We start from the raw sequence: 22,467 nt of genomic DNA, 5'->3' as shown, positions 1-22,467 counted from the left end.
ATTATGGGCGCCTATATACTACGACGCCTTTTGCTGATGATCCCGACCCTGTTGGGGATCATGGCCGTCTCGTTCCTCGTCATCCAGTTCGCGCCCGGCGGCCCGGTGGAGCAGGCGATCGCGCGCATGAGCGGGATGAACGTCGAGGCGCTTTCACGCGTGACGGGGACCGTCGAGGGTGATTTTGCGGGCCAAAGCGGCATCGATACCAGCGGGGCAGCCGAAACCACCGATACGCAACCCAGCGCCTATCGCGGCGCGCGGGGGCTCTCGCCCCAGTTCATCGCCCAGCTCGAACGCCAGTACGGGTTCGACCGCCCGCCGCTCGAGCGGTTCGGCAAGATGCTCTGGGATTATATCCGCTTCGATTTCGGCCAATCCTATTATCGCGATATCTCCGTTATCGACCTCATCATCGAGAAGATGCCGGTTTCGATTTCGCTGGGGCTGTGGATGATGCTGATCTCCTACGGCATTTCCATTCCGCTCGGCATTGCCAAGGCCGTACGCGACGGATCGCGGTTTGACCTCTGGACCTCGGGGGTGGTCATCATCGGCTATGCGATCCCGGGCTTCCTGTTCGCCGTGCTGCTCATCATCCTCTTTGCGGGCGGCAGCTTCTGGTCGATCTTTCCATTAAGGGGGCTGACCTCGGCCAATTTCAGCACCCTGCCCTTGCATCTCCAGGTGCTGGATTATTTCTGGCACCTTGCGCTGCCCATCACGGCGATGGCGCTGGGGGCGTTCGCGACGACGACGCTCCTGACCAAAAATTCCTTTCTCGATGAAATCCGCAAGCAATATGTGATGACGGCGCGGGCCAAGGGGCTGACCGAACGCCGGGTGCTTTATGGCCATGTGTTCCGCAACGCCATGCTCATCGTCATCGCGGGCTTTCCCGGCGCATTCATCGGTGCATTTTTCGGCGGCTCGCTGCTGATAGAGACGATCTTCTCGCTCGACGGACTGGGCCTCTTAGGCTTTGAATCGGTCCTCAACCGTGACTATCCGGTGGTCTTTGCCACGCTCTACATGTTTTCGCTCGCCGGGCTCGTCATCGGGCTGATCTCGGACCTCACCTATATGTGGATCGATCCCCGGATCGATTTCGAGACGCGGGAGGTCTAGAAGCCTATGGAGCTTTCGGCGCTCAACCGGCGCAGGCTGGATAATTTCCGGCGCAACAGGCGCGGCTACTGGGCCTTCTGGATATTCATCTTACTGGTGGGGCTGACCCTTTTTGCCGAACTCATCACCAATGACCGCCCGATCATCGCAATCTACAAGGGCGAACTGCTGTTTCCCATCGTTGTCGACTATCCCGAAAGCAAGTTCGGAGGGTTCCTGGCAGTGACGCAGTATCGTTCGCGGGTGATCCAGGAGGAAATCAACGGGCATGGCTGGATGATCTGGCCGCTGTTCCGCTATTCGCACCGGACCGTGGACAGCGCCCTGCCCGTGCCCGCGCCTGCTCCGCCATCATGGATGATGCCGGCAGAAGAAGTGTGCGCGCGCCATCGAGACGGGGTGAACGATGCCATGTGCGTTCTGGGCAATTCGCACATTCTGGGCACAGACGATCAGGGGCGCGACGTCTTTGCGCGGCTCGTTTACGGGTTCCGCATCTCGGTGCTGTTCGGAGTCACGCTGACGCTTCTCTCGTCGGTCGTGGGCGTGGTGGCCGGGGCGGTGCAGGGCTATTTCGGGGGCTGGACGGATCTGCTGTTCCAGCGTTTCATCGAAATCTGGACCTCTATCCCCTCGCTTTACCTGCTGCTGATCATTTCGAGCGTCATCGTCCCAGGCTTCTGGGTGTTGTTGGTCATCATCCTCCTGTTCTCGTGGGTGGCTCTGGTGGGAGTGGTGCGCGCCGAATTCCTGCGCGGGCGCAATTTCGAGTATGTCAACGCGGCACGGGCGCTGGGGGTGGGCAACTGGACCATAATGTTCCGGCACCTTCTGCCCAACGCCATGGTCGCAACGCTCACCTTCATGCCGTTCATCCTCGGCGGCTCGATCACGACGCTGACGGCCCTCGACTTTCTCGGCTTCGGCCTGCCTCCCGGCTCGCCCTCGCTCGGCGAATTGCTGGCGCAGGGCAAGAACAACATCCAGGCGCCATGGCTGGGCCTTACGGGCTTCGCCGTCATCTCGATCATGCTGAGCCTTCTGGTTTTCGCAGGCGAAGCGGTGCGCGACGCATTCGATCCGCGCAAGACATTCGGGTGACAGCAATGACCTCCCCCCTCCTCTCCATCCGCAACCTCCATGCCGATTTCCGCACGGGTGACACCGTCGTCAACGCGGTGCGCGATGTCAGTTTCGATATCGCCAGGGGCGAGACGCTGGCGCTGGTCGGGGAGTCGGGGTCGGGCAAGTCGGTGACGGCGCTTTCAGTGCTCAGGCTGCTGCCTTATCCATCGGCGCATCATCCAAAAGGGGAAATCCTCTTTAAAGGCCGGAACCTGCTCGATGCGGACGAGAAGGCGCTGCGGGGGGTGCGGGGGAACGATATTTCGATAATCTTCCAGGAGCCGATGACATCGCTCAATCCGCTCCACACCATCGAAAAGCAGATCAGCGAGATTTTATCGATCCATATGGGGCTGGGGAGAGCAGCGGCGCGGACGCGGGTGCTCGAGCTGCTCGATGCGGTCGGCATTCCCGACCCGGAATCGCGGCTCGGCGCCTATCCGCACCAATTGTCGGGCGGGCAGCGGCAGCGGGTGATGATCGCCATGGCGCTGGCCAACGCGCCGGACCTGCTGATCGCCGACGAGCCAACCACCGCCCTCGATGTCACGGTGCAGGCGCAGATCCTCGACCTGCTCAAACGCCTGCAAGCGCGGATGGGGATGGCGATGCTGTTCATCACGCACGATCTCGGGATCGTGCGGCGCGTCGCCGACACGGTGTGCGTGATGCAGAAGGGCGAGATCGTCGAGCGCAACACGACCGAAGCGCTGTTCGCCGCTCCGCAACATGATTACACGCGGCAATTGCTTTCGGCAGAACTGCTCGATGCGCCGCCGCCATCGCAGGCCACCGGGGCCCCTCTCATCGCGACCGAGGATTTGAAAGTATGGTTTCCTGTAAAATCCGGCGTGCTGCGCCAGACGACGGGGCATATCAAGGCGGTCGACGGGGTCAGCATCGCCGTAAAACGGGGCGAGACACTTGGCGTCGTAGGGGAATCCGGATCGGGCAAGACGACGCTGGGGCTCGCCATGCTGCGGCTGGTGTCGTCCAGGGGCCGGGTCATCTTTCTGGGCGAGAACATCGCGGGCCGCTCATGGAAGGCGATGCGGCCGCTGCGGCGCAACATGCAGGTGGTGTTTCAGGACCCCTACGGGTCGCTTTCACCGCGCATGACGGTCGAGGACATCATCGCCGAGGGGCTGCTGGTCCACCAGCGGGGCCTTTCGGCCTCCGAGCGGCGGCAAAGGGTGGCCGAAGTGCTCGGGGAGGTCGGCCTCGACCCCGGGATGGGGCACCGCTATCCGCACGAATTTTCCGGCGGACAGCGCCAGAGGATCGCCATTGCGCGGGCGCTGGTGCTCGAACCGGACCTGATCATTCTCGATGAGCCGACTTCGGCGCTGGACATGAGCGTGCAGGCCCAGATCGTCAAGCTGCTCCGCGATCTGCAGGAAAAGCGCGGGCTGACCTATGTGTTCATATCGCACAATCTGCGCGTCGTACGGGCGCTTGCCTCCGAGGTCGTCGTGATGCTGGCGGGCAAAATCGTCGAGCAAGGGCCCACCGCTGACATTTTCAATGCCCCACGGCACGACTATACAAGGACGTTGCTCGCAGCCGCGCTGGACGATGCGGCCCCGTGACAATTCACGCCTCGAAATTCGCGCAGGACGCGTTAAGATCGCCTTTCATATCCTTGCTGTGGAGTTCGCCATGAAACCCCTCGCCATCGGACTTTCGCTTGCCGCCCTGATGGGCCTTGCGATGCCACTCCACGCGCAGGACGACAGCGGCTGGCTTCATGCCACCGATCTCACCGAGCAGGCGCCGAAATACCCTGAAGGCTTTCCGCATTTCGATTACGTCAACCCCGACGCACCCAAGGGTGGTACCGTGCGCCTTTCGGCGCAGGGGACGTTCGATACGTTCAATCCGATACTGCCCCAAGGCGAGACGGCCACCGGACTGGGGCTGCTGTTCGAGACCCTGATGACCAGTTCGCAGGACGAGCTTTACACCCAATACGGCCTTTTGGCCGATGCCCTGCGCTACCCCGACGATTACTCCTCGGTCACCTTCCGCATGGACCCCGATGCCCGTTGGCACGATGGGGAACCCGTGACAGCCCAGGATGTGGTCTGGTCTTTCGAGACGCTGCTTGAACTCAGCCCGTTCTATCAGAGCTATTATGCCAATGTGAGCGAGGTCGAAATCCCGGCGCCCGGAGAAGTCACGTTCCGGTTCGATGAAACGGGAAACCGCGAACTCCCCCACATCATGGGCCAGTTGCTCGTGCTGCCCAGGCACTGGTGGGAAGGCGAGAACGCCAATGGGGAGAAACGCGACATCCGCGCTTCGACGCTCGAACCGCCGCTGGGCTCCGGCCCATACAGGCTGGAGAGCTTCGTGCCGGGCCGCACGGTCACGTTCCGCAGGGTCGAGGATTACTGGGGAGCCGACCTTCCGGTGAATATCGGGTCCTCGAACTTCGACGAATACCGCGTCGAGTATTTCCGCGATTCGACCATCATGTTCGAGGCCTTCAAGGCCGATGAATTCGACTGGTGGCTCGAGAACACCGCACGCCGCTGGGCTACGGCCTACGACTTTCCCGCGGTCAATGACGGGCGCATCGTGCGCGAGGAATTCGAAGAACCCTATCGCAGCGCGGGGCTGATGCTGGGCTTCCTGCCCAATCTGCGCGAGGAGAAGTTCCAGGATATGCGCGTGCGCGAAGCGCTCAATTACGCGTTCGACTTCGAGGAGCTGAGCCGCACGCTGTTCTACGGGCTCTACCAGCGCATCGATTCCTATTTCTTCAACTCCGAGCTTGCCCATGAAGGGTTGCCCGAAGGGCTCGAACTGGAAATTCTCGAAGAGGTACGGGACGGCGTTCCGCCCGAAGTGTTCACGGAACGCTACACCAATCCGGTCGGGGGGGACGAGGATGCCTCACGCGAGAATCTGCGCGAGGCGCTGAGGCTTTTCAACGAGGCGGGCTATCGGCTTGACGGCACGCGGCTCGTCGATGAAGCCGGCACGCAGTTCGGCTTCGAGATCCTGCTCAACGGGCCGTTGCTGGAAGCGGTTGCCCTGAGCTTTGCGGAAAACCTCAATACCATCGGGGCAAACGTCACGGTGCGCACGGTGGATTCGCCGCAATATATCAACCGCGTCCGCGCACGGGACTACGATGTGATCTATGCGTCATGGGCCCAGTCCATGTCGCCGGGCAACGAGCAGCGCGATTTCTGGGGGTCCTCGTCGGCCGATGTCGACAGTTCGCGCAACTACGCAGGGATATCGGACCCGGCCATCGACCATCTGATCGACCGCATCATCTTTGCGCCGGACCGGGAAACGCTGGTGGCGGCGACAAAGGCGCTCGACCGCGTCCTTTTGTGGAATCACTTCATCGTGCCGACATATACGAGCAACGTGTTCCGCATCGCGCACTGGAACCGGTTCAGCCATCCCGAGGAGCTTCCCTACTATGCCATCGGTTTCCCCGAGATCTGGTGGTGGGATGAGGAAAAGGCGGCTGCGACAGGCGGCACTGCACGATAGGGGCAAGTATGAAATACGATGTGATAGTTCTCGGCGCCGGTATCGTCGGGGTTTCCACCGCCATTCATCTCACGCGGCGGGGGCGGTCCGTCCTTCTGGTGGACAAGCGCGAGCCGGGGCTCGAGACCTCGTTTGGCAATGCGGGGATCATCCAGCGCGAAGGGGTGCGCCCGCACGCCTTCCCGCGCGATCTTGCGATGCTGATGCAGGTGGGGCTGCATCTTTCGACAGCGGCGCGATACGATCCGCTGGCCCTGCCCCGCATCACGCCGCCCCTGCTGCGATACTGGTGGGAGTCCTCGCCCAGCCACTACAAAAAGATCGTCAAGAGCTATGCGCCACTGATCGGCCTTTCGATCGATGAACACGCCGACCTGATCGCGGCATCCGGCGCCGAGGATCTGGTGGTCAAAAAGGGTTGGCTGCTGGGGTTCCGCAACGAAGGCAAGCTGCGCGAAGAGGAAATAAGGGCGCAGGAAGACCACGAGCTTTACGGGGTCAACCACGCCCTGCTGTCGGGCGATGACGTTGCGGCGATCGAGCCCGATTTCCGTATCAAGCTGGCGGGTGCGATCCAGTGGACCGATCCGTGGACGATCAAGGACCCCGGCGCGCTGGTCGCGGCCTATTTCGAGTATTACAAATCGCTTGGCGGGCAGTTCAGGCACGGCGCGGCCAAAAATCTGCACCAGGACGCCGATGGATGGGCGGTCGAAATCGAGGGCGAGAAGGTTTCGGGCCGGGAGGCGGTCGTTACCCTTGGGCCATGGGCGCCGGAAGTGCTCGAACCGCTGGGCTACAGGCTGCCGCTGTTCGTCAAGCGCGGCTACCACATGCATTACGGCACCGAGGGCGGCGCCACCCTCAACAACTGGATCATCGATGCCGATATCGGCTATCTGCTCGCGCCGATGGCGCGGGGCATCCGGCTGACGACGGGTGCGGAATTTGCCATGCGCGACGCCGCCCCCTCCCCCATCCAGCTTGGCCGCGCGGAAAAGGCGGCAAGGGAAATGTTCCCGCTCGGGGAACGGCTCGATCCGCAACCGTGGAAGGGCGCGCGGCCCTGCACGCCGGACATGATGCCGATCATCGGCCCCGCGCCCAAGCATCGTGGCCTGTGGACCGGGATCGGGCACGCCCATCACGGCTTCACGCTGGGGCCTGCAACGGGCCACCTTCTGGCGCAGGTGATGACGGGGGAAAAACCGGCCATCGACATCGCGCCGTTCGGGATGGACCGGTTCGCGGGGAGCTATCGGCGTTAGGGCCTGTGGGCACTCTGCGTTTGGGGAGGCATCGCAGCCCCCTCACCCCAACCCCTCTCCCGCAAGGAGAGAGGGGGGCTCAAGAGCCGAGGAGCCCCGATTCCCCTTCTCCCCTTGCGGGAGAAGGTGGCCGAAGCGAAGCGGAGGTCGGGTGAGGGGGCCAGCGATGCTTGCTGTAAACGCCGGATACCGCCTACCCCGCCTCGCGCTTTTCTCCCGTTACGGCAGCACCGGGTGATAGCCGATGGATGAGTTCGGCGGCATCGCGTTCGCTCAAGGGGCGCGAGAAGAGGAAACCCTGGATCTCGTCGCAGCCATGGGCGCGGACGGCGTCGAGCTGGGCTTCGGTTTCCACCCCTTCCGCCGTTGTCGACATGCCAAGGCTCCGGCCAAGCGCGATGACCGCCTTGATGATCTCGAAATTGGCGTCGGTCGAGCCGACGTCCTCGATGAAGGACCGGTCGATCTTGATCTTGTCGAAGGGAAAGGCGCGCAGGTACGAGAGCGAGGAATAGCCCGTGCCGAAATCGTCCATGGAAATCCGCACGCCCATGGCCCGCAAATCGTGCAGCGTTTCGAGGGTCTGTTCGGAATCCGCGAGCATGACGGATTCGGTAATTTCGAGTTCGAGCCGGTTCGGGGACAGTCCCGCCTCATCGAGAGCATCGCGCACGACATCGAGCAGGCGGCGGCTCTTGAACTGGATGGGGGAAAGATTGATCGCGATGCGGGTTTCGCCCGGCCAGGTCGCAGCGACCCGGCAGGCCTCACGCAGCACCCATTCACCCAGCGGAACGATGAAACCGATTTCCTCGGCAACCGGAATGAACTCGACCGGCGAGACAACGCCAAGTTCGGCATTGTCCCAGCGAAGCAGCGCCTCGAAACATGACACGCGGTTGCTTTCGAGTTCCATCAGCGGCTGGAAGACCAGCGAGAACTCATCGCGGATAATCCCAAGCTTGAGCCCGCTTTCGAGCAGGCGGCGGTGCTGCATGGTGGCGTCCATGCCCTTTTCAAAAAAGCGATAATTGCCCCGTCCGTCGCCCTTGGCGCGGTAAAGCGCAAGGTCGGCGTTTTTCATGAGGGTCTCGCCGATTTCCCCGTCGGTCGGCGCGATAGCAATGCCGATGGAGGTGCCGACCATCACGCGATGCCCTTCGATATCCATGGGTTCGCTGATCGCGGCGATCAAGCGTTCCGACAGCGCGGCAACGTCCTTCGGTCCCTTGAGCGGGCCGGCCAGAAGGGCGAACTCGTCGCCGCCGAGCCGGGCGGCGGTTTCGTGCTCGCGCTTGGTATGGTTGATCCGCGCCGCGACCTCCTTGAGAACCGCATCGCCAATGGCGTGACCCAGCGTATCGTTGATGATCTTGAAGTGATCGAGATCGAAGCACAGAACGGCCATCATTTCCCCGCGCCGCACGCGGGATTCGGCCATCACCATTTCCTCTGCGAAGAGAGTCCGGTTGGGCAGGTCGGTAAGCGCGTCGTGCCGGGCGAGGTGATGGATGCGTGCTTCGGAACGGCGCTGCTCGGTGATATCCTGATGGGTTTCGACCCAGCCGCCATCGGCCATGGGCTGATGGACGACCGAGATGATCTGGCCGTTCTCGAACTCGCAGATATCGATGGCCCGCTTGCCTTCCGTTATGGTCTGCACGCGGCGCTGGAGAAAGGCGATGGGGCCATCCTTGGGCCGCATGCCGTTATCGAAGCGGTAGTCCATGATGTCGGTCAGAAGCGTGCCGGGGCATTGGAGATCTTCGGGCAGCTCGTAAAGGCTCGCATAGTTCGAGTTGCAGATGACGAGGCGGTGATCGGGGTCGATCATGCACAGGCCGTGGGCCATGTTGTCCACTGCCGTCTCGAACCGCATGGCCTGCTTGGCGAGTTCCGCTTCGCGGCGCGAGAGCGCGGTGATGTGGTCGTTGGCGTCGGTGATATCCTCGTGGGTCACGAGCCAGCCGAGCCCGGCGCGGGCCGAATAGGTGGTGCGGATGTTCCGGTCGCGCAGCACCTGCTGGTATTCGCGGGGCAGCGCTCCCTCGACCTGCCGGTCGAAGCGTTCGAGCATGTTCTCGTAAAGATCGTCGACCGAATAGCCGAAATAGTTTCCGGCATCGAGTACCAGCTTTATCGCCTCGCGCAGGTGCATTCCGGCCCGGAACGCCCCCTCCTCAAGACCGAATGCGGCGGCGTAGGCATGGTTGAACAGCAGGATCGTGTGATCCTTGCCCCAGAGGCACATGCCATACGGCATCGAATCGAGCACCGTCTCGACCGCCAGGGCGTTATCGGTCCCGTCTCGTCGCATCACGTTCAACTGCACTCCCCCAATTCAAGCTGCGTAGTTTTGCCGATGGCCCTGAATCAAAGGTGAACCGGATGGCCCCGGCAATCCTTTCCTGTGATGTGGCAAATGAGACGTTAATATCCAATGGATCATCCATCGACCGGAGCCATCAGGGAACACGAACGCCCGATGAGCGTTCTGATGATAATCGCAACGCGTTATCGAGGGAGACGCATTTTCATGTCACGTCAGGGCCTTTATGCCGTCATCGCCGTTCTGGTGGTAGTCGTCGTCGGTTTCGGTATCTATATGTATCAGCAGCAAAGCGAGCCGAGCGGCGTTCAGATCGAGCTCAACGAGCAGGGCGTCTCGGTCGAAGCCAACTGAGGGCTTCCCCCGGGCAGCGCCGCCCTTTAAAGCATGGGGCGGGACGCGCCCGACGAACGGCGCACGCTTGCTTTGACCGGATTTAGCCTATGCCGCCTGCCTACGCCCCGCTCGTGCCGCTCCATATCGTTGAACGCGCGGTCATAACCGCGCTCGAGGAAGATCTTGGACAAGCAGGAGACATAACGAGCCAGGCGACTATATCGCCCAATGCCACCGCCGTTGCGCGCATCAATGCGCGCAGCGAGGGCACGCTGTGCGGGCTGGACTGCGCAAGTACCGCGTTCAGGCTGATCGGCCCGGGTCTTGCGGTCACCCCGTTCGTGGAAGATGGCGCCAAGCTGGACGCCGGGATGCCGATACTGGAAGTCTCGGGCAATGCGCGGCTGATCCTTGCCGCCGAGCGGACGGCGCTCAACTTCCTTACCCATTTGAGCGGGGTCGCAACCCTCACCCGCCGGTTCGCCGATGCCGTGGCGGGCACAGGGGCACGTGTCTGTTGCACGCGCAAGACGACGCCGGGTCTGCGGGCGCTGGAAAAATACGCAGTGAGGTGCGGAGGCGGCCACAATCACCGGTTCGGGCTCGATGACGCGATTCTGATCAAGGACAACCACATTGCGGTTGTCGGTGGCGTCCGCGCCGCGATCGAGGCGGCGCGCGCCTTTGCGGGGCATCTGGTGGCGGTCGAGGTCGAAGTCGATACGCTCGATCAGCTTGAAGACGCGCTCGATGCAGGCGCAGCGGCGGTGCTGCTCGACAATATGGACAACGAAACGCTCGCAAGGGGCGTAGCGATGGCCACAGGCCGCGCAAAACTCGAAGCCTCGGGTAATGTGACGCTCGAACGGGTCCGCTCGATTGCCGAAACGGGCGTGGATTACATCTCCTCGAGCAGAATCACCATGGCGGCGGCGCCTCTGGATCTCGGGCTGGACGTGGTTATGCTTGGCTGACGCGTTTTTGTAAGAAAATATTGACGACGCGGCCCGCATCATGGCACTGCGGCACTCGTTCCCATTGCGCTCTGCCCGACGATCATATATAGGCCCGCCATATTCTCGTCCGGCATATGCCGCACCTCTATCAAGACGTTTTGTTTGCAAGGCCATCGCCATGAATGTGCGGACCCTTTGCCTATCCATTCTCTATACGCAGGATGCGAGCGGATATGAAATCCGCAAGATGTGCACCGAGGGCGAATGCTCTTATTTCGTGGAGGCAAGCTTTGGATCGATCTATCCTGCGCTGGCAAGGCTTGAGGATGATGGACTCGTCACCAGCAGCATCGCGCATCAGAAGGGCAAGCCCTCAAAGAAAGTATATTCGATCACCGATGCGGGCCGCACCGCGTTCGTCGATGCGCTGTTCGAACCCCTGGGCGAGGACGTTTACCGCAGCCCGTTCCTTTTGTTTGCGCGCTTTGCGCACCTATTGCCCGCAAGCCTGGTCCGCGCCCGGATCGAGGAGCGGCTGGCGGAGATTGCGGGCAATATCGCGGAACTGAGGAAGGTCGAAAAAGAACTGGAGAGCGGAACCGACCGGCTTCCCGCATCCGGTCATACAAACGATGCGTGGGTGGTCCGCTACGGAATCGTCGTTTTGGAACTTGCACAAAATTATCTCAGAGACCACATGAGCGACTTAATTGCGTCCGCAGTGCCCGACAACCAGGGCCACACTTCGCAGGCTGCTGAATAGGGGCATAAGATGCACGCACTCAAATCATTCGGCCTGTCGGCCATAATTTTGCTCATCGCGGCGCTATGGATGGCTTCCGGTACGCTCGTCCTTGGCGGACAGGGCGCGGGCAACGGCGAAAAATCGATTGCCGGGCTAATCGAGGGCGACCAGAATGGCTCCCTGACCACAGCGCTCGATGAAGCAGGAATACTGGCAAAGCCCCATTCCGACGAGGAAATCGCGCGAGCGCGGATGACAATCGCGGAACGGATCGCACAGGAAAATGGCGGTTCGGATGCAATCGTTTCGGTCCGCACCCAGACCTTCACCCTCCAGCAATTGCCGGTCGAGGTGACGCTCCGGGGCCGTACCGCCGCCACGGCCCATATCACGGCAGCGGCGGAAACCTCGGGCATCGTGCAATCGGTCCACGTTACCAAGGGCCAGCGTATCGAAGCGGGTGAACTGCTGTGCACGCTGGAACAGGGAACCCGGCAAGCAGCGGTCGGCCAGGCCGAGGCGGGGCTGGCGCAGGCGGAGGCCGGACTCGCGCAGGCGCAGCTTGATTTCGACACCAACGCCTCGCTTCGCGAGCGCGGGCTTGCACCAGCCAATACCGCAAGCGCTGTCGAGGCCGCGCTGGCATCGGCGAGGGCAGCGGTTTCGGCGGCGCGTGCTGGACTCGACAACGCAGAAGCCGAACTGGAGCGCACGCGAATCGTCGCCAAGGTGGGCGGGCTGGTCGAAGCACCGGTCGCATCGGTGGGTGAAATGCTCAATCCCGGCGGAGCTTGTGCAACCATCGTTCAGCTCGATCCCATCGTTTTCATGAGCAATGTCGCCGAGGCCAATATCGCCCTGGCGCGGACCGGGCTCGATGCGAAGGTCACGACGGTGACCGGGCTGACGCTCGACGGCAAGGTGACATTCATTGCCGCTTCCGCCGACAATGCCACACGCTCCTTCCCCATCGAAATCGAAGCCGACAATTCCAGCTTCGCAGTCCGGGACGGGCTGACCGCCGAGGCGGTGGTCAATATGGGGACCATTCCCGGCCACCTTCTCCCCCAGTCGGTCCTGACGCTCGATGACGAGGGTGTGCTGGGCGTGCGCTCGGTCAAGGGCGGTATCGTTGAGTTCCATCCCGTGACGATCGTTTCCGACACACGCGAAGGCGTCTGGGTTACCGGGCTGCCCGCATCCATCGATGTCATCACGATCGGCCAGGAATTCGTGCGCGACGGGCAAGCCGTGAGGGCAGGCAGCGAGGAAGCGGCCGGCGATCCTGTTCAATCGAACCAAGCGAGCACCCGCACATGACGAATTTCATCGAGCGCATCCTGCGCATGCCCCGCGTCGTCATGACGGTGATGGCGCTGCTTCTGCTCGCGGGCGGGCTGTCCTACTCGATCCTGCCCAAAGAGAGCTTCCCGGCGATCGACGTCCCCTATCTCTATGTCTCGATCAGCCAGACGGGCGTCTCCCCGCGCGATGCAGAAAACCTGCTCGCCAAGCCCGCCGAGGAAGAACTCAACGGACTCAGCGGCCTTGTCAACATGACCTCGACCTCGACGACCGGGCACGCCTCGGTCATCCTCGAGTTCGATGCCAATGTAGATACGGACCAGGCCGTGGCAGACACGCGCGCGCGTATCGATGCGATCAAGGCCAAGCTCCCCGCCGATGCCGACGATCCCAGTGTCAACGAAATCGACATCGTCGGCTTCCCGATCATCTCGGTGGGGATCTATGGCGATGTACCCGAGCGAGAGCTGGTCCGCCGCGCCGAGGAGCTCAAGACCGCGCTGGAAGGCATAAACGATGTCCGCGAGGTCACTCTTTCGGGCTCACGCGACGAGATCGTCGAGATCACCATAGATCTTCTGCGCCTCGAAGCTTACAACCTGACCGCCAGCCAGCTTTTCGACGCTCTGGCGCGCAACAATCTCGTCGTGCCGGGCGGCACGCTCAACACTGGCCAGGGCTCCTTCCAGGTCGAAGTGCCGGGGCTGATCTCATCGGCCCAGGACGTGTTCGAGCTGCCAATCAAGACGGACGGCAACACCGTGGTGACATTCGGCGATATCGCATCGGTCACCCGTACGCTCGAAGACGCAACCGAATACACCAATATCAACGGCTCCCCTGCCCTGATCCTGGGTGTGAGCAAGAAGGCCGGAACCAACATCATCGAGGTTTCCGACGAGGTCCGGGCAATGACCGCCCAGATCTCCGCCCAGTGGCCGCAGGGGATCGGGCACAGCTTCTTTCTCGATCAGGCTGAGACGACCACCCACCTGTTCCGCTCGCTCGAAGCGGCCGTGATCACGGCCGTGGCTCTGGTGCTCATCACCTGCGTTGCCGTGCTCGGGGTGCGGGCCGCGTTCCTTATCGGCATGTCGATCCCACTCTCGTTCATGATCGCGTTCCTCTACATGCAGATGACCGGCATGACGATCAACATGATGGTCATGTTCGGCCTCGTGATCGCGGTGGGCGTGCTGGTGGACGATCCAGTCGTCGTCGTGGAATACGCCGAGCGCAAGCTTCAGGAAGGGGTTCCCAAGAAGGAAGCCTTCATCCAGGCGATGTACAAGATGTTCGTGCCGGTGATCGGGGCGACAGCGACGACGCTGGCGGCGTTCGTGCCGCTGCTGTTCTGGCCCGGCATCATCGGCAAGTTCATGACGGATCTGCCAACCATCGTTATCGTGGTAATGTCCGCATCGTTCATCTCGGCGCTGATCTTCATGCCGGTGCTCGGCGCCATCATCGCCTCGACCCATGTCGACCCGGCCCGCAAGGAAGCCGCCGACATCGTGATGTATCCCGAGAGATTTCACGTCGACAGAGTCAAGGGCCTGACGGGGGTGTATGTGCGGGTGATGTCAACGCTCCTGCACCACCCCATCCTGACTCTGCTCGTGGGCTTCGGCATCGTTTTCGGAGTGTTCTTTGCCTATGCGGCCAATCCCACGGGCGTCGAGGCCTTCCCTGCGTCCGAGCCTGAATACGCAACCGTAGCGGTCGTTGCGCGCGGCAATTACTCTCCCGAAGAAATCCGCGACATGCTGACCGAGGTCGAGGACGAGCTACTCAATGTCGTGGGCATCCAGGACGTCATCATGCAGTTCGGCACGACGGGCGCCATGGGCACCATGCCGCCCGACACGGTCGGCAATTTCCAGATCCAGCTCGTCAACTACAACAACCGGGTGCGGGCCGAGGAGATATTTACCGACATACGCTCGCGCGTTGCCGATATTTCCGGCCTGCAGGTTCAGGTGCTGGCCGCCGAAGACGGCCCTCCGGCGGGCAAAGACATCAACATGCGCGTCGAGAGCACCAATTACGAGACTCTCGCGCCTACCGTGGAGCGCATCCGGACATATCTGGAAACCGAGTTGCCCAACACAGCCGATATCGAGGACGGGCGCCCCTCGCCGGGCATCGACTGGCAGGTGACCATCGACCGGGTCGAGGCAGCGCGGTACGGTGTCGGCGTGCGGGAGCTTGCGCCCTATGTCCAGCTCGTAACCTCGGGTGTCAATCTGGGCACCTATCGCGATCAGCAGACCGGTGACGAACTCGACATCAAGGTCCGGCTTCCGATCGAGGAGCGGACGATGGATGCGCTCGATTCCATGCGGATAGCGACCCAGCAGGGCATGGTGCCGGTCTCGAACTTCATCAACCGCCAGCCGGTGCCCAAGGTTGCCAATATCGAGCGGCGCAACCAAGTCTATGTGATGCCGGTCGCGGCCAATCTGGTCAATCTGCCCGAGGGCGTATATCCCGCCGAGCGCGTCGCCGAGTTGCAATCGTGGCTCGATGCCCAGACCTGGCCCGATGGCACCACGTTCGCCTTTGGCGGGGCCGAGGAGCAGATGGGCGATGCCAATGCGTTCATCGGACAGGCCTTCATGGCGGCGCTGTTCATGATCTTCCTGATCCTGCTGCTCGAATACAACAGCTTCTATCAGGTGGCCGTGACGCTCTCGACCGTCGTCATGTCGGTGGCCGGGGTGCTGCTGGGCATGCTTGCGACGGGCATGAGCTTTTCGGCCATCATGACCGGGCTGGGGGTCGTCGCGCTGGCGGGTATCGTCGTCAAGAACGGTATCGTGCTGATCGATACCTATAACGACTACAACCGCGCGCAGGGCGTCGAGCCGATCACGGCCATGCTGCTGACCGCCGCGCAGCGCGTGCGGCCGGTGCTGCTCACCGCGTTCCTTACCGCGCTCGGCGTCATTCCGATGTGGGCGAATGTGGAATTCGACTTCATCCGCCGCGAGATCGTTGTGGGCGGCATCGCCGGGTTCTGGTTCGTCCATCTCTCTGCAGCGCTGGTGAGCGGACTGTTCTTTTCGACCGCGCTGACACTGATCATGGTACCGGTGATGGTCACCGCACCAGCCGTCATCAAGGCCCGCATCCGCGAGTTGCGCGACCGTTTCCGGAACCGCAGATCGGCCGATGACGAAATGCCCTCAGGCTTTGACGGCATGGCGGTCGAAGTCCCCGCCGCGCAAGGTGCGAGTGCGCATGTGGTGACCAAGGATACAACACTCGTCGAGCGTAACGAGAATGGGGTCACAGTGGTGTCGCGAAGACCGGCGGCTGAGTAAGACAAATCGAAAAAGCCCCGCTCTCAGGCGGGGCTTTTTTTATCGGGCGTTTATGGTTAGCATCGCAGCACCCCTCATCCGTCTCGGGCCTACGGCCCGATCCACCTTCTCCCTCAAGGGGAGAAGGGAAATCCTGTGGATGTTTCAGCTCTTGAGCCCCCCTTGAGGGAGAGGGGCTGGGGGCGAGGGGTGCTGCGGTGCCAGCCGGAACTTATTCTCCCCCCTCCCCCACTTCCTCGACCAGCCGCTCCCGCCGCGTGACGAAACCTTCAGGGTCGACCTGCGCGGCGCGGAGGCGTTCGCTGGCTTCGGCGGCTTCGCGCTGGCGGTTCCACATCTGGGCGTAAAGGCCGTTGGCGGAGAGGAGGGTTTCGTGGGTGCCGCGCTCGGCGATCGTTCCGTCACGCAGGACGATGATCTCGTCCGCGCTGATGACAGTCGAGAGCCGGTGGGCGATGACCAGCGTCGTGCGCCCCCTCGACACCTGGTCCAGCGCGGACTGGATGTCGCGTTCGGTCTGGGTATCGAGGGCCGAGGTGGCTTCATCGAGGATGAGGATGGGTGGGGCTTTGAGGATGGTGCGAGCGATGGCGACGCGCTGTTTTTCGCCGCCCGAGAGTTTCAGGCCGCGCTCGCCGACCTGGGTTTGGTATCCGTGAGGAAGCCGTTCGATGAAATCGGAGATCTGCGCCATTTCGGCGGCGGCGCGCACCTCGTCATCAGTGGAGTCCGGGCGGCCATAGCGGATGTTGTAGGCGATGGTGTCGTTGAAGAGGACCGTATCCTGCGGGACCATGCCGATGGCGGAGCGCAGCGATTCTTGCGTCACGTCGCGCACATCCTGACCATCGATGGCGATCCGGCCCGAAGTGGCGTCATAAAAGCGGTAGATCAGGCGGGAGATGGTGGATTTTCCCGCCCCGGACGGCCCCACCACGGCGATGGTCTTGCCGGCGGGCACCTCGAAGCTGATGCCCTTCAGGATTTTGCGATCCGCATCGTAGTGGAAATGAACGTCCTCGAATCGCAGGACCGGGCCGGCGATTGCAAGGGGTTGAGCCGCCGGAGCATCGGCAATTTCCGGCTTCTGACCAAGCAGGACGAACATTGCCTCGATATCGGCCAGCCCCTGCCGGATCTCGCGATAGACAAAACCGATCTGGTTGAGCGGGCGATAGATCTGCATCATGAAGGTGTTGAGCAGGACGAAATCGCCGACGCTGATGTCGCCGGCCATCACGCCCCGGGCCGCCATGATGGAAATGACGATCATGCCAAGCCAGAAAATGACGCCCTGTCCGAAATTGAGTACGCCCAGCGAGGTCCAGATGCGGGTGGCGGCACGCTCATAGCCCGCCATGGCGCCGTCGAAGCGGGCCGCTTCAAGCTTTTCGTTGCCGAAATACTTGACGGTCTCGAAGTTGAGCAGGCTGTCGACGGCCTTGGAGTTGGCGTCGGTATCGCTCTCGTTCATATCGCGGCGGATGGTAATACGCCAGTTGCTGGCGCTGACGGTGAACCAGAGATAGAGCGCGACCATGGCGAGCAATACCGCCACATACGTCCATCCGAACAGGACTCCGAAGACAACCCCCACGATCACGAACTCGATAATCGTAGGCGCGGTGTTGAGCATGGTGAAGCGCACGATCGTCTCGATGCCCTTGGTGCCACGCTCGATGATGCGCGAGAGCCCGCCAGTCTTGCGCTGGAGATGGAAGCGCAGCGAGAGACGATGGATATGGACGAAGGTCTCGTAGGCAAGGCGGCGCACCGCGTGCTGGCCGACCGAAGCGAACAGGATGTCGCGCAATTGCTGGAAACCCGCATCGACGATCTGTCCCACACCATAGGCAATGACGAAAACGATGGGAACGGCAAGCCCAAGGATCAACGCGGCGTCCGGGCCGGTGGCGTCGAACGCGTCGATGACGCCCTTATAGGCGAACGGCACCAGCGTCGTTGCCACCTTGGCGGCGAGCAGCGCGGAAAGGGCCAATACCACCCGCCTGCGCAGGTCGGGGCGGTCGGCGGGCCAGATATAGGTCCACAGGTTGCGGATAGTCGAAAGGGTGGCGCCCGCATCGGCGCTCACTTTGGGCGCAGTCGCCATTTGTTATGCCTTGAAGTCGGAGTGAGGTATCAGAATGTGCTTGCGAGCGTAGGGTTGCAGGCCGCTGGCACCCGCCCAAGTTTGTCGAGATAGGCGGTGACGGCGGTGCCGAACGCGGCGAGCCGGTCGATGCATACGCAATAATTGTTACGCGTGCCCCGCGCCTCACGCTCAATGATGCCAGCATCGAGCAGGACCTTGAGATGCTGGGAGACCGTGCTCTGGGCCAGAGACAGGCAGTCGGTGATGTCGTTACAGCAGCAACTGTCGGCCCGCGCCATCAGGATGCGCAGAATCTCGAGCCGGACCGGATGGCCAAGCGCCCGCAGGGTCAAAGAAAGCTGTTCGTCTTCCATGCCATCATCTTCCATCGTTATTTTACGATAGAAGAAATTTCCGCCGGAAACAAGTCCGGCGCGGATGGGTCCATCCCGACTTAACGGGATCAATCCTGTTCGCCGATCACCATATCGCTGCCCGGCAGGTCGAACACCTGACCCGGGTAGATCAGATCTGGGTCACGGATATGGTTGGCATTGGCCTCGTATATCTGGGTATAGCGAAGCCCCTCGCCATAAACGCGCCGCGCGATGGTCCAAAGGTTATCGCCACGCCGGATGATGACATGGCCCGATGTGGTGCGCTCGCCTTCGATGACACCGACAAGGGTTGGAACCGGTTCCGCCGCTGGCTGTGGCTCCGGGGCAGGCTCCGATACTCCCTCGGGCTCAGGCGTTGTCACGGGAGCGGCCTCCGGTTCAGACGCCACCTCGGGTGTGGGCTGGGACACAGGCGCTGGCGCAGAGTCCACGACAGGTTCGGGTTCCACAGCAAGCTCGGGCGCTTCGGCCACGGCGCTCACCTGTTCAGCTCCCTCAACGGGTGCGTCTACCGGATCGGGCTCGGGCAGATCGATGACGAAATCAACTTCCGCCCGCCCCACGACCTCGCCCTCCGCATCGATCATGTCGGCGCGGATGCGCTGCGATTGCGCCGTGAGCACGTTTTCCGCCTCGATCAGCCAACGGCCATCCTGAACCTCGGCCGTGCCGACCGGACGATTCTCCACGTAAAGACGCAGGACCAGATCTTCGGTGCCGCCACCGGCAAAGAAGTTGCGGTCGCCATCGATTTCAACGGCATCTATGGTGGGCGGCACGATCGCGACAGCGGGCGTCTCGGGCGCTTCCGGCGCGGCGGGTTCGGCAGGCGCGGCCACCGCAACCGTTTCCTCGACAGCCGGGCGCGGCTCCACGACGTCCTCCTGGACATCCGGCTCGGGCGCCGGCACCTCCTCTGCAACCGGAGTTGCATCGGGGGCTGAAGCTTCTTCCATCGCCGGAGTTTCTTGTGCGACCGGGGCTTGTTCGACGGCAGGCGCTTGCTCGACAGCCGGGGTTTCCTCGACAACCGGCGTTTCCGCCACGGCGAGCGCTTCCGTCTCGACGGGCGCAGGCGCTTCGGCCTTGGGCGTTGTATCGTTCGCCTCGGCAACGGCGACGATTTCCTCGGCTGGCGGCGCGGGTGTTTCAGCTTCGACCGGCTCGGGTGCCGGTTCGGCGGCAGGCTCGATCGCCGCTGGCGCAGCGGGCGTTTCGAGTCCCTGCAGTATCTCGCTCGCCGCCCCCGGTTCGGAAGCGACCACAAGGGGTTCACTGGTCCTGTCGTCCTGCACGATCACGACGATCGAGGTGGTGGCAAATTCTCCGGACGCCACGTCGAGCAGCCGCAGTTCCACGCCGCCCGAGGGCAGCGGCTCGGCGGTCACGTATGCAAAATCGCCGCCGGATTCGGTGGCCTCGCTGCCCAGCAGATCGTCATTGGCAAAAATGCGGACTTCACTGTCCGGGGTCGCGGCCCCCGCAATGACCGCTGATCCATCCGGCTCGACGCGCACGAGCGTGAACTCAGGCACCACAAGCGCCGCAACCGGTTCCTGCTCCTCGGGCTCGGGCTCGACAGTCTCCGGTTCAGGTTGCGCATCCGCTGCCACGGCGGCGGGTTCCGCCCCGAAATAAGCCTCGCCGATACATTGGCTGAAATCGCCGCGTTCGATGCAGCCCATGACCGTAGGCCCGGTGACGACACCTGCAACGACGACACCCGTGGTGACGGCGGCAATGACGGCAAGAACGACGGGAGTAAATGGGCCGGCCAGAGTTCCCTCCTCCAAAAAGCGGGCGACGCCTCAGCGCCGGTCATGAAGAATCGGCGATAGGTCTTCTGTTTTATGAACTATAGCGCGCCCTGCGTCTTCATCAATTTATAGGTAAAAGACTCATACAAAGCCTCGAACGAGGCATCAATGATATTGGGGGAGACGCCCACCGTGAACCAGCGCTCGCCCGTTCCGTCGCTGCTTTCGATCAGCACGCGGGTGATGGCGCCGGTGCCGCCATCCAGAATACGGACTTTGAAATCGACAAGCTCGAGATCGTCGATCCGTTGCGAATACTTGCCCAGGTCCTTGCGCATGGCCAGATCGAGCGCGTTGACCGGGCCGTTGCCTTCGGCGACCGACATGAACATCTCGCCCTCGATGTCGATCTTGACCACCGCCTCGGAGACGGTGATCAGATCGCCCCGCGCATTGTGGCGGCGCTCGACACCGACGCGATAGCTCGTGACGTCGAAGAAAAAGGGAAGCGTTCCCAACACTTTGTGAGCGAGAAGATAGAACGAGGCTTCGGCCCCGTCATAGGAATAGCCGCGCGCCTCGCGCTCCTTGACCTGCCGGAGCATCTTGTCGAGGCGCGGGTCGTCCTTGGCAAGATCGATTCCGAAACGCGCCAGCGCGGTCAGGAGGTTGGATTTTCCCGCCTGCTGGGAGACCATCACCGCGCGCTCGTTGCCTACGCTCTCTGGCGCCACATGCTCATAGGTCGAGGGGTCCTTGGCGAGCGCCGAGGCATGGATGCCCGCCTTGGTCGCAAAGGCCGATGCGCCGACATAGGGCGCCTGGCGATAGGGGGCGCGGTTCAATATCTCATCGAAGACGCGCGAAACATGGGTCAGGGTCCTGAGTTTTTCCACAGTGATGCCGGTCTCGAAACGCTCGGCGAACACCGGCTTGAGCACGAGAGTGGGAATCAGCGTCACGAGATTGGCGTTGCCGCAGCGTTCACCCAGCCCGTTGAGCGTGCCTTGTATGTGCCGCACGCCCGCGCGCACGGCGGCAAGCGAATTGGCCACGGCCTGACCGGTGTCGTCATGGGCGTGGATGCCAAGCCTGTCGCCTGGCGCAACGCTCAGCACATCGGTGACGATTTCCTCGATTTCCGAAGGCATGGTGCCGCCATTGGTGTCGCACAGCACCACCCAGCGCGCGCCGGCCTCCAGCGCGGTGCTGACAGAGGCGAGCGCATAGTCCCGGTTGGCCTTGTAGCCGTCGAAGAAATGCTCGCAATCGACGAACGCTTCCTTGCCCGCCGCGATCGCGGCGGCGATGCTTTCTGAAAGGCTCTTGAGGTTTTCCTTCGTCGAGATGCCCAACGCGAGCTTGACCTGATGGTCCCAGGCCTTGGAGACGAAGCATACCGCGTCGGCCGCCGACCCCACCAGATCCTGAATGCCGGGATCGTTGGCAACCGAACGCCCGGCCCGCTTGGTCATGCCGAAGGCGACAAACTGCGCCGATGTCGTGCGCTTTTCTTCAAACAGCGCGGTATCGACCACATTGGCCCCCGGATAACCACCCTCGACATAATCGATCCCCAACCCGTCGAGCAGCCCGGCGATGGTGATCTTGTCCTCAAGCGAAAATTCAACGCCCGTGGTCTGGGCGCCATCGCGCAGGGTCGTATCGAAAAGATAGAGGCGTTCTTTGGTCATTGAGTATCGCTGGATTGGAGTGGATGCCGGCCATGGGCGCTCGCGTCAAGACGGTTCCAGATAGCGTCGGAAACAGCGGCTTCCCCGGATGTGAGATCGTTGTTCCAGACACGCAGCACCTCAAACCCCTTGGCGGCAAGCCATTCATCGCGCCGGATATCGACCCCGTCGGCGTGCTGGCTGCCGTCGAGTTCGACGATCAGGCGCGCGGAATAGCAGACGAAATCCGCAATATAGGGGCCAATGGGCACCTGGCGGCGGAACTTGTAGCTGGCAAAGCGGCGATCCTTGAGGAGCAGCCAGAGCTTTTGTTCCGCCTCGGTGGGGTTGCGGCGCATGGTTTTGGCGAAACCGCGATTGCGCCTGGGGGTTTCGTGCCGCCATTGCGACCCGGCAGGTTGCCGGGGCACCGCAGCACCCCTCATCCGACCCGGCTGCGCCGGGCCACCTTCTCCCTCAAGGGGAGAAGGGCAACCGGGGCTCTTCGGTTCT

At 62.3% G+C, this 22,467-nt stretch carries 16 protein-coding genes; 10 read left to right on the top strand and 6 right to left on the bottom strand.

Annotated elements, in window-relative coordinates; all coding sequences use genetic code 11:
* The first annotated feature begins 3 nt into the window (after positions 1–3).
* The 5 genes from DQG18_RS10990 to DQG18_RS10970 all read left to right on the top strand — a co-directional run bounded on the left by DQG18_RS10990 (position 4) and on the right by DQG18_RS10970 (position 7,034).
* Positions 4–1,128 carry a microcin C ABC transporter permease YejB gene (locus DQG18_RS10990; RefSeq protein ID WP_116654314.1) on the top strand — a complete coding sequence of 375 codons (1,125 nt, stop codon included), beginning with the start codon at positions 4–6 and terminating at the stop codon, positions 1,126–1,128.
* 6 nt (positions 1,129–1,134) lie between these two features.
* The gene (locus DQG18_RS10985) at positions 1,135–2,229 is read left to right on the top strand and encodes an ABC transporter permease (RefSeq protein ID WP_116654313.1); all 1,095 of its coding nucleotides are present in this window, start codon (positions 1,135–1,137) and stop codon (positions 2,227–2,229) included.
* A 5-nt stretch (positions 2,230–2,234) separates the two neighbouring features.
* The gene (locus DQG18_RS10980) at positions 2,235–3,842 is read left to right on the top strand and encodes an ABC transporter ATP-binding protein (RefSeq protein ID WP_198669744.1); all 1,608 of its coding nucleotides are present in this window, start codon (positions 2,235–2,237) and stop codon (positions 3,840–3,842) included.
* Between the two features lie 70 nt (positions 3,843–3,912).
* On the top strand, positions 3,913–5,766 hold the full coding sequence (locus tag DQG18_RS10975) for an extracellular solute-binding protein (RefSeq protein WP_116654455.1): 1,854 nt from the start codon (positions 3,913–3,915) through the stop codon (positions 5,764–5,766).
* Between the two features lie 8 nt (positions 5,767–5,774).
* On the top strand, positions 5,775–7,034 hold the full coding sequence (locus DQG18_RS10970) for an NAD(P)/FAD-dependent oxidoreductase (protein ID WP_116654311.1): 1,260 nt from the start codon (positions 5,775–5,777) through the stop codon (positions 7,032–7,034).
* A gap of 193 nt (positions 7,035–7,227) precedes the next feature.
* Here the strand turns inward: DQG18_RS10970 and DQG18_RS10965 are convergent, their stop codons facing one another.
* The gene (locus tag DQG18_RS10965) at positions 7,228–9,351 is read right to left on the bottom strand and encodes a putative bifunctional diguanylate cyclase/phosphodiesterase (protein ID WP_116654310.1); all 2,124 of its coding nucleotides are present in this window, start codon (positions 9,349–9,351) and stop codon (positions 7,228–7,230) included.
* A gap of 219 nt (positions 9,352–9,570) precedes the next feature.
* Between DQG18_RS10965 and DQG18_RS16330 the strand changes: the two genes are divergently transcribed.
* The 5 genes from DQG18_RS16330 (at position 9,571) to DQG18_RS10940 (ending at position 16,031) form a co-directional block, all read left to right on the top strand.
* Positions 9,571–9,717, top strand: a complete 147-nt coding sequence (locus DQG18_RS16330) for a hypothetical protein (protein ID WP_198669742.1) — start codon at positions 9,571–9,573, stop codon at positions 9,715–9,717.
* A gap of 89 nt (positions 9,718–9,806) precedes the next feature.
* Complete coding sequence (gene nadC, locus DQG18_RS10955) at positions 9,807–10,673, top strand: carboxylating nicotinate-nucleotide diphosphorylase (protein WP_116654308.1); 867 nt, start codon at positions 9,807–9,809, stop codon at positions 10,671–10,673.
* Positions 10,674–10,713: 40 nt separating this feature from the next.
* Positions 10,714–11,418: a PadR family transcriptional regulator gene (locus DQG18_RS10950; protein ID WP_245958444.1), complete on the top strand. Its 705-nt coding sequence runs from the start codon at positions 10,714–10,716 to the stop codon at positions 11,416–11,418.
* 9 nt (positions 11,419–11,427) lie between these two features.
* Positions 11,428–12,720 (top strand): efflux RND transporter periplasmic adaptor subunit, encoded by a 1,293-nt coding sequence (locus DQG18_RS10945; RefSeq protein ID WP_116654306.1) that lies wholly within the window; start codon positions 11,428–11,430, stop codon positions 12,718–12,720.
* A complete protein-coding gene (locus DQG18_RS10940; protein WP_116654305.1) occupies positions 12,717–16,031 on the top strand; it encodes an efflux RND transporter permease subunit in 3,315 nt (1,104 codons plus the stop codon). Before DQG18_RS10945 ends, DQG18_RS10940 begins: the two co-directional genes overlap by 4 nt.
* Before the next feature lie 211 nt (positions 16,032–16,242).
* On the opposite strand, the gene DQG18_RS10935 is transcribed toward DQG18_RS10940, so the two are convergent.
* The 5 genes from DQG18_RS10935 to DQG18_RS10915 all read right to left on the bottom strand — a co-directional run bounded on the left by DQG18_RS10935 (position 16,243) and on the right by DQG18_RS10915 (position 22,385).
* Positions 16,243–18,144, bottom strand: a complete 1,902-nt coding sequence (locus DQG18_RS10935) for an ABCB family ABC transporter ATP-binding protein/permease (protein ID WP_116654304.1) — start codon at positions 18,142–18,144, stop codon at positions 16,243–16,245.
* A 29-nt stretch (positions 18,145–18,173) separates the two neighbouring features.
* Positions 18,174–18,500, bottom strand: a complete 327-nt coding sequence (locus tag DQG18_RS10930; RefSeq protein WP_245958443.1) for an ArsR/SmtB family transcription factor — start codon at positions 18,498–18,500, stop codon at positions 18,174–18,176.
* Positions 18,501–18,589: 89 nt separating this feature from the next.
* Positions 18,590–20,317 (bottom strand): LysM peptidoglycan-binding domain-containing protein, encoded by a 1,728-nt coding sequence (locus DQG18_RS10925; RefSeq protein WP_198669741.1) that lies wholly within the window; start codon positions 20,315–20,317, stop codon positions 18,590–18,592.
* 62 nt (positions 20,318–20,379) lie between these two features.
* The gene (gene cimA / locus DQG18_RS10920; RefSeq protein ID WP_116654301.1) at positions 20,380–21,975 is read right to left on the bottom strand and encodes a citramalate synthase; all 1,596 of its coding nucleotides are present in this window, start codon (positions 21,973–21,975) and stop codon (positions 20,380–20,382) included.
* Positions 21,972–22,385 carry an endonuclease domain-containing protein gene (locus tag DQG18_RS10915; RefSeq protein ID WP_245958442.1) on the bottom strand — a complete coding sequence of 138 codons (414 nt, stop codon included), beginning with the start codon at positions 22,383–22,385 and terminating at the stop codon, positions 21,972–21,974. Before DQG18_RS10915 ends, cimA begins: the two co-directional genes overlap by 4 nt.
* Between the last annotated feature and the right edge of the window lie 82 nt (positions 22,386–22,467).

The organism is Pelagibacterium sediminicola (assembly GCF_003390885.1).
GTDB lineage: Bacteria > Pseudomonadota > Alphaproteobacteria > Rhizobiales > Devosiaceae > Pelagibacterium > Pelagibacterium sediminicola.
Note: the sequence above shows the minus strand (reverse complement) of the source record. Positions and strands in the feature narration are given on the sequence as shown.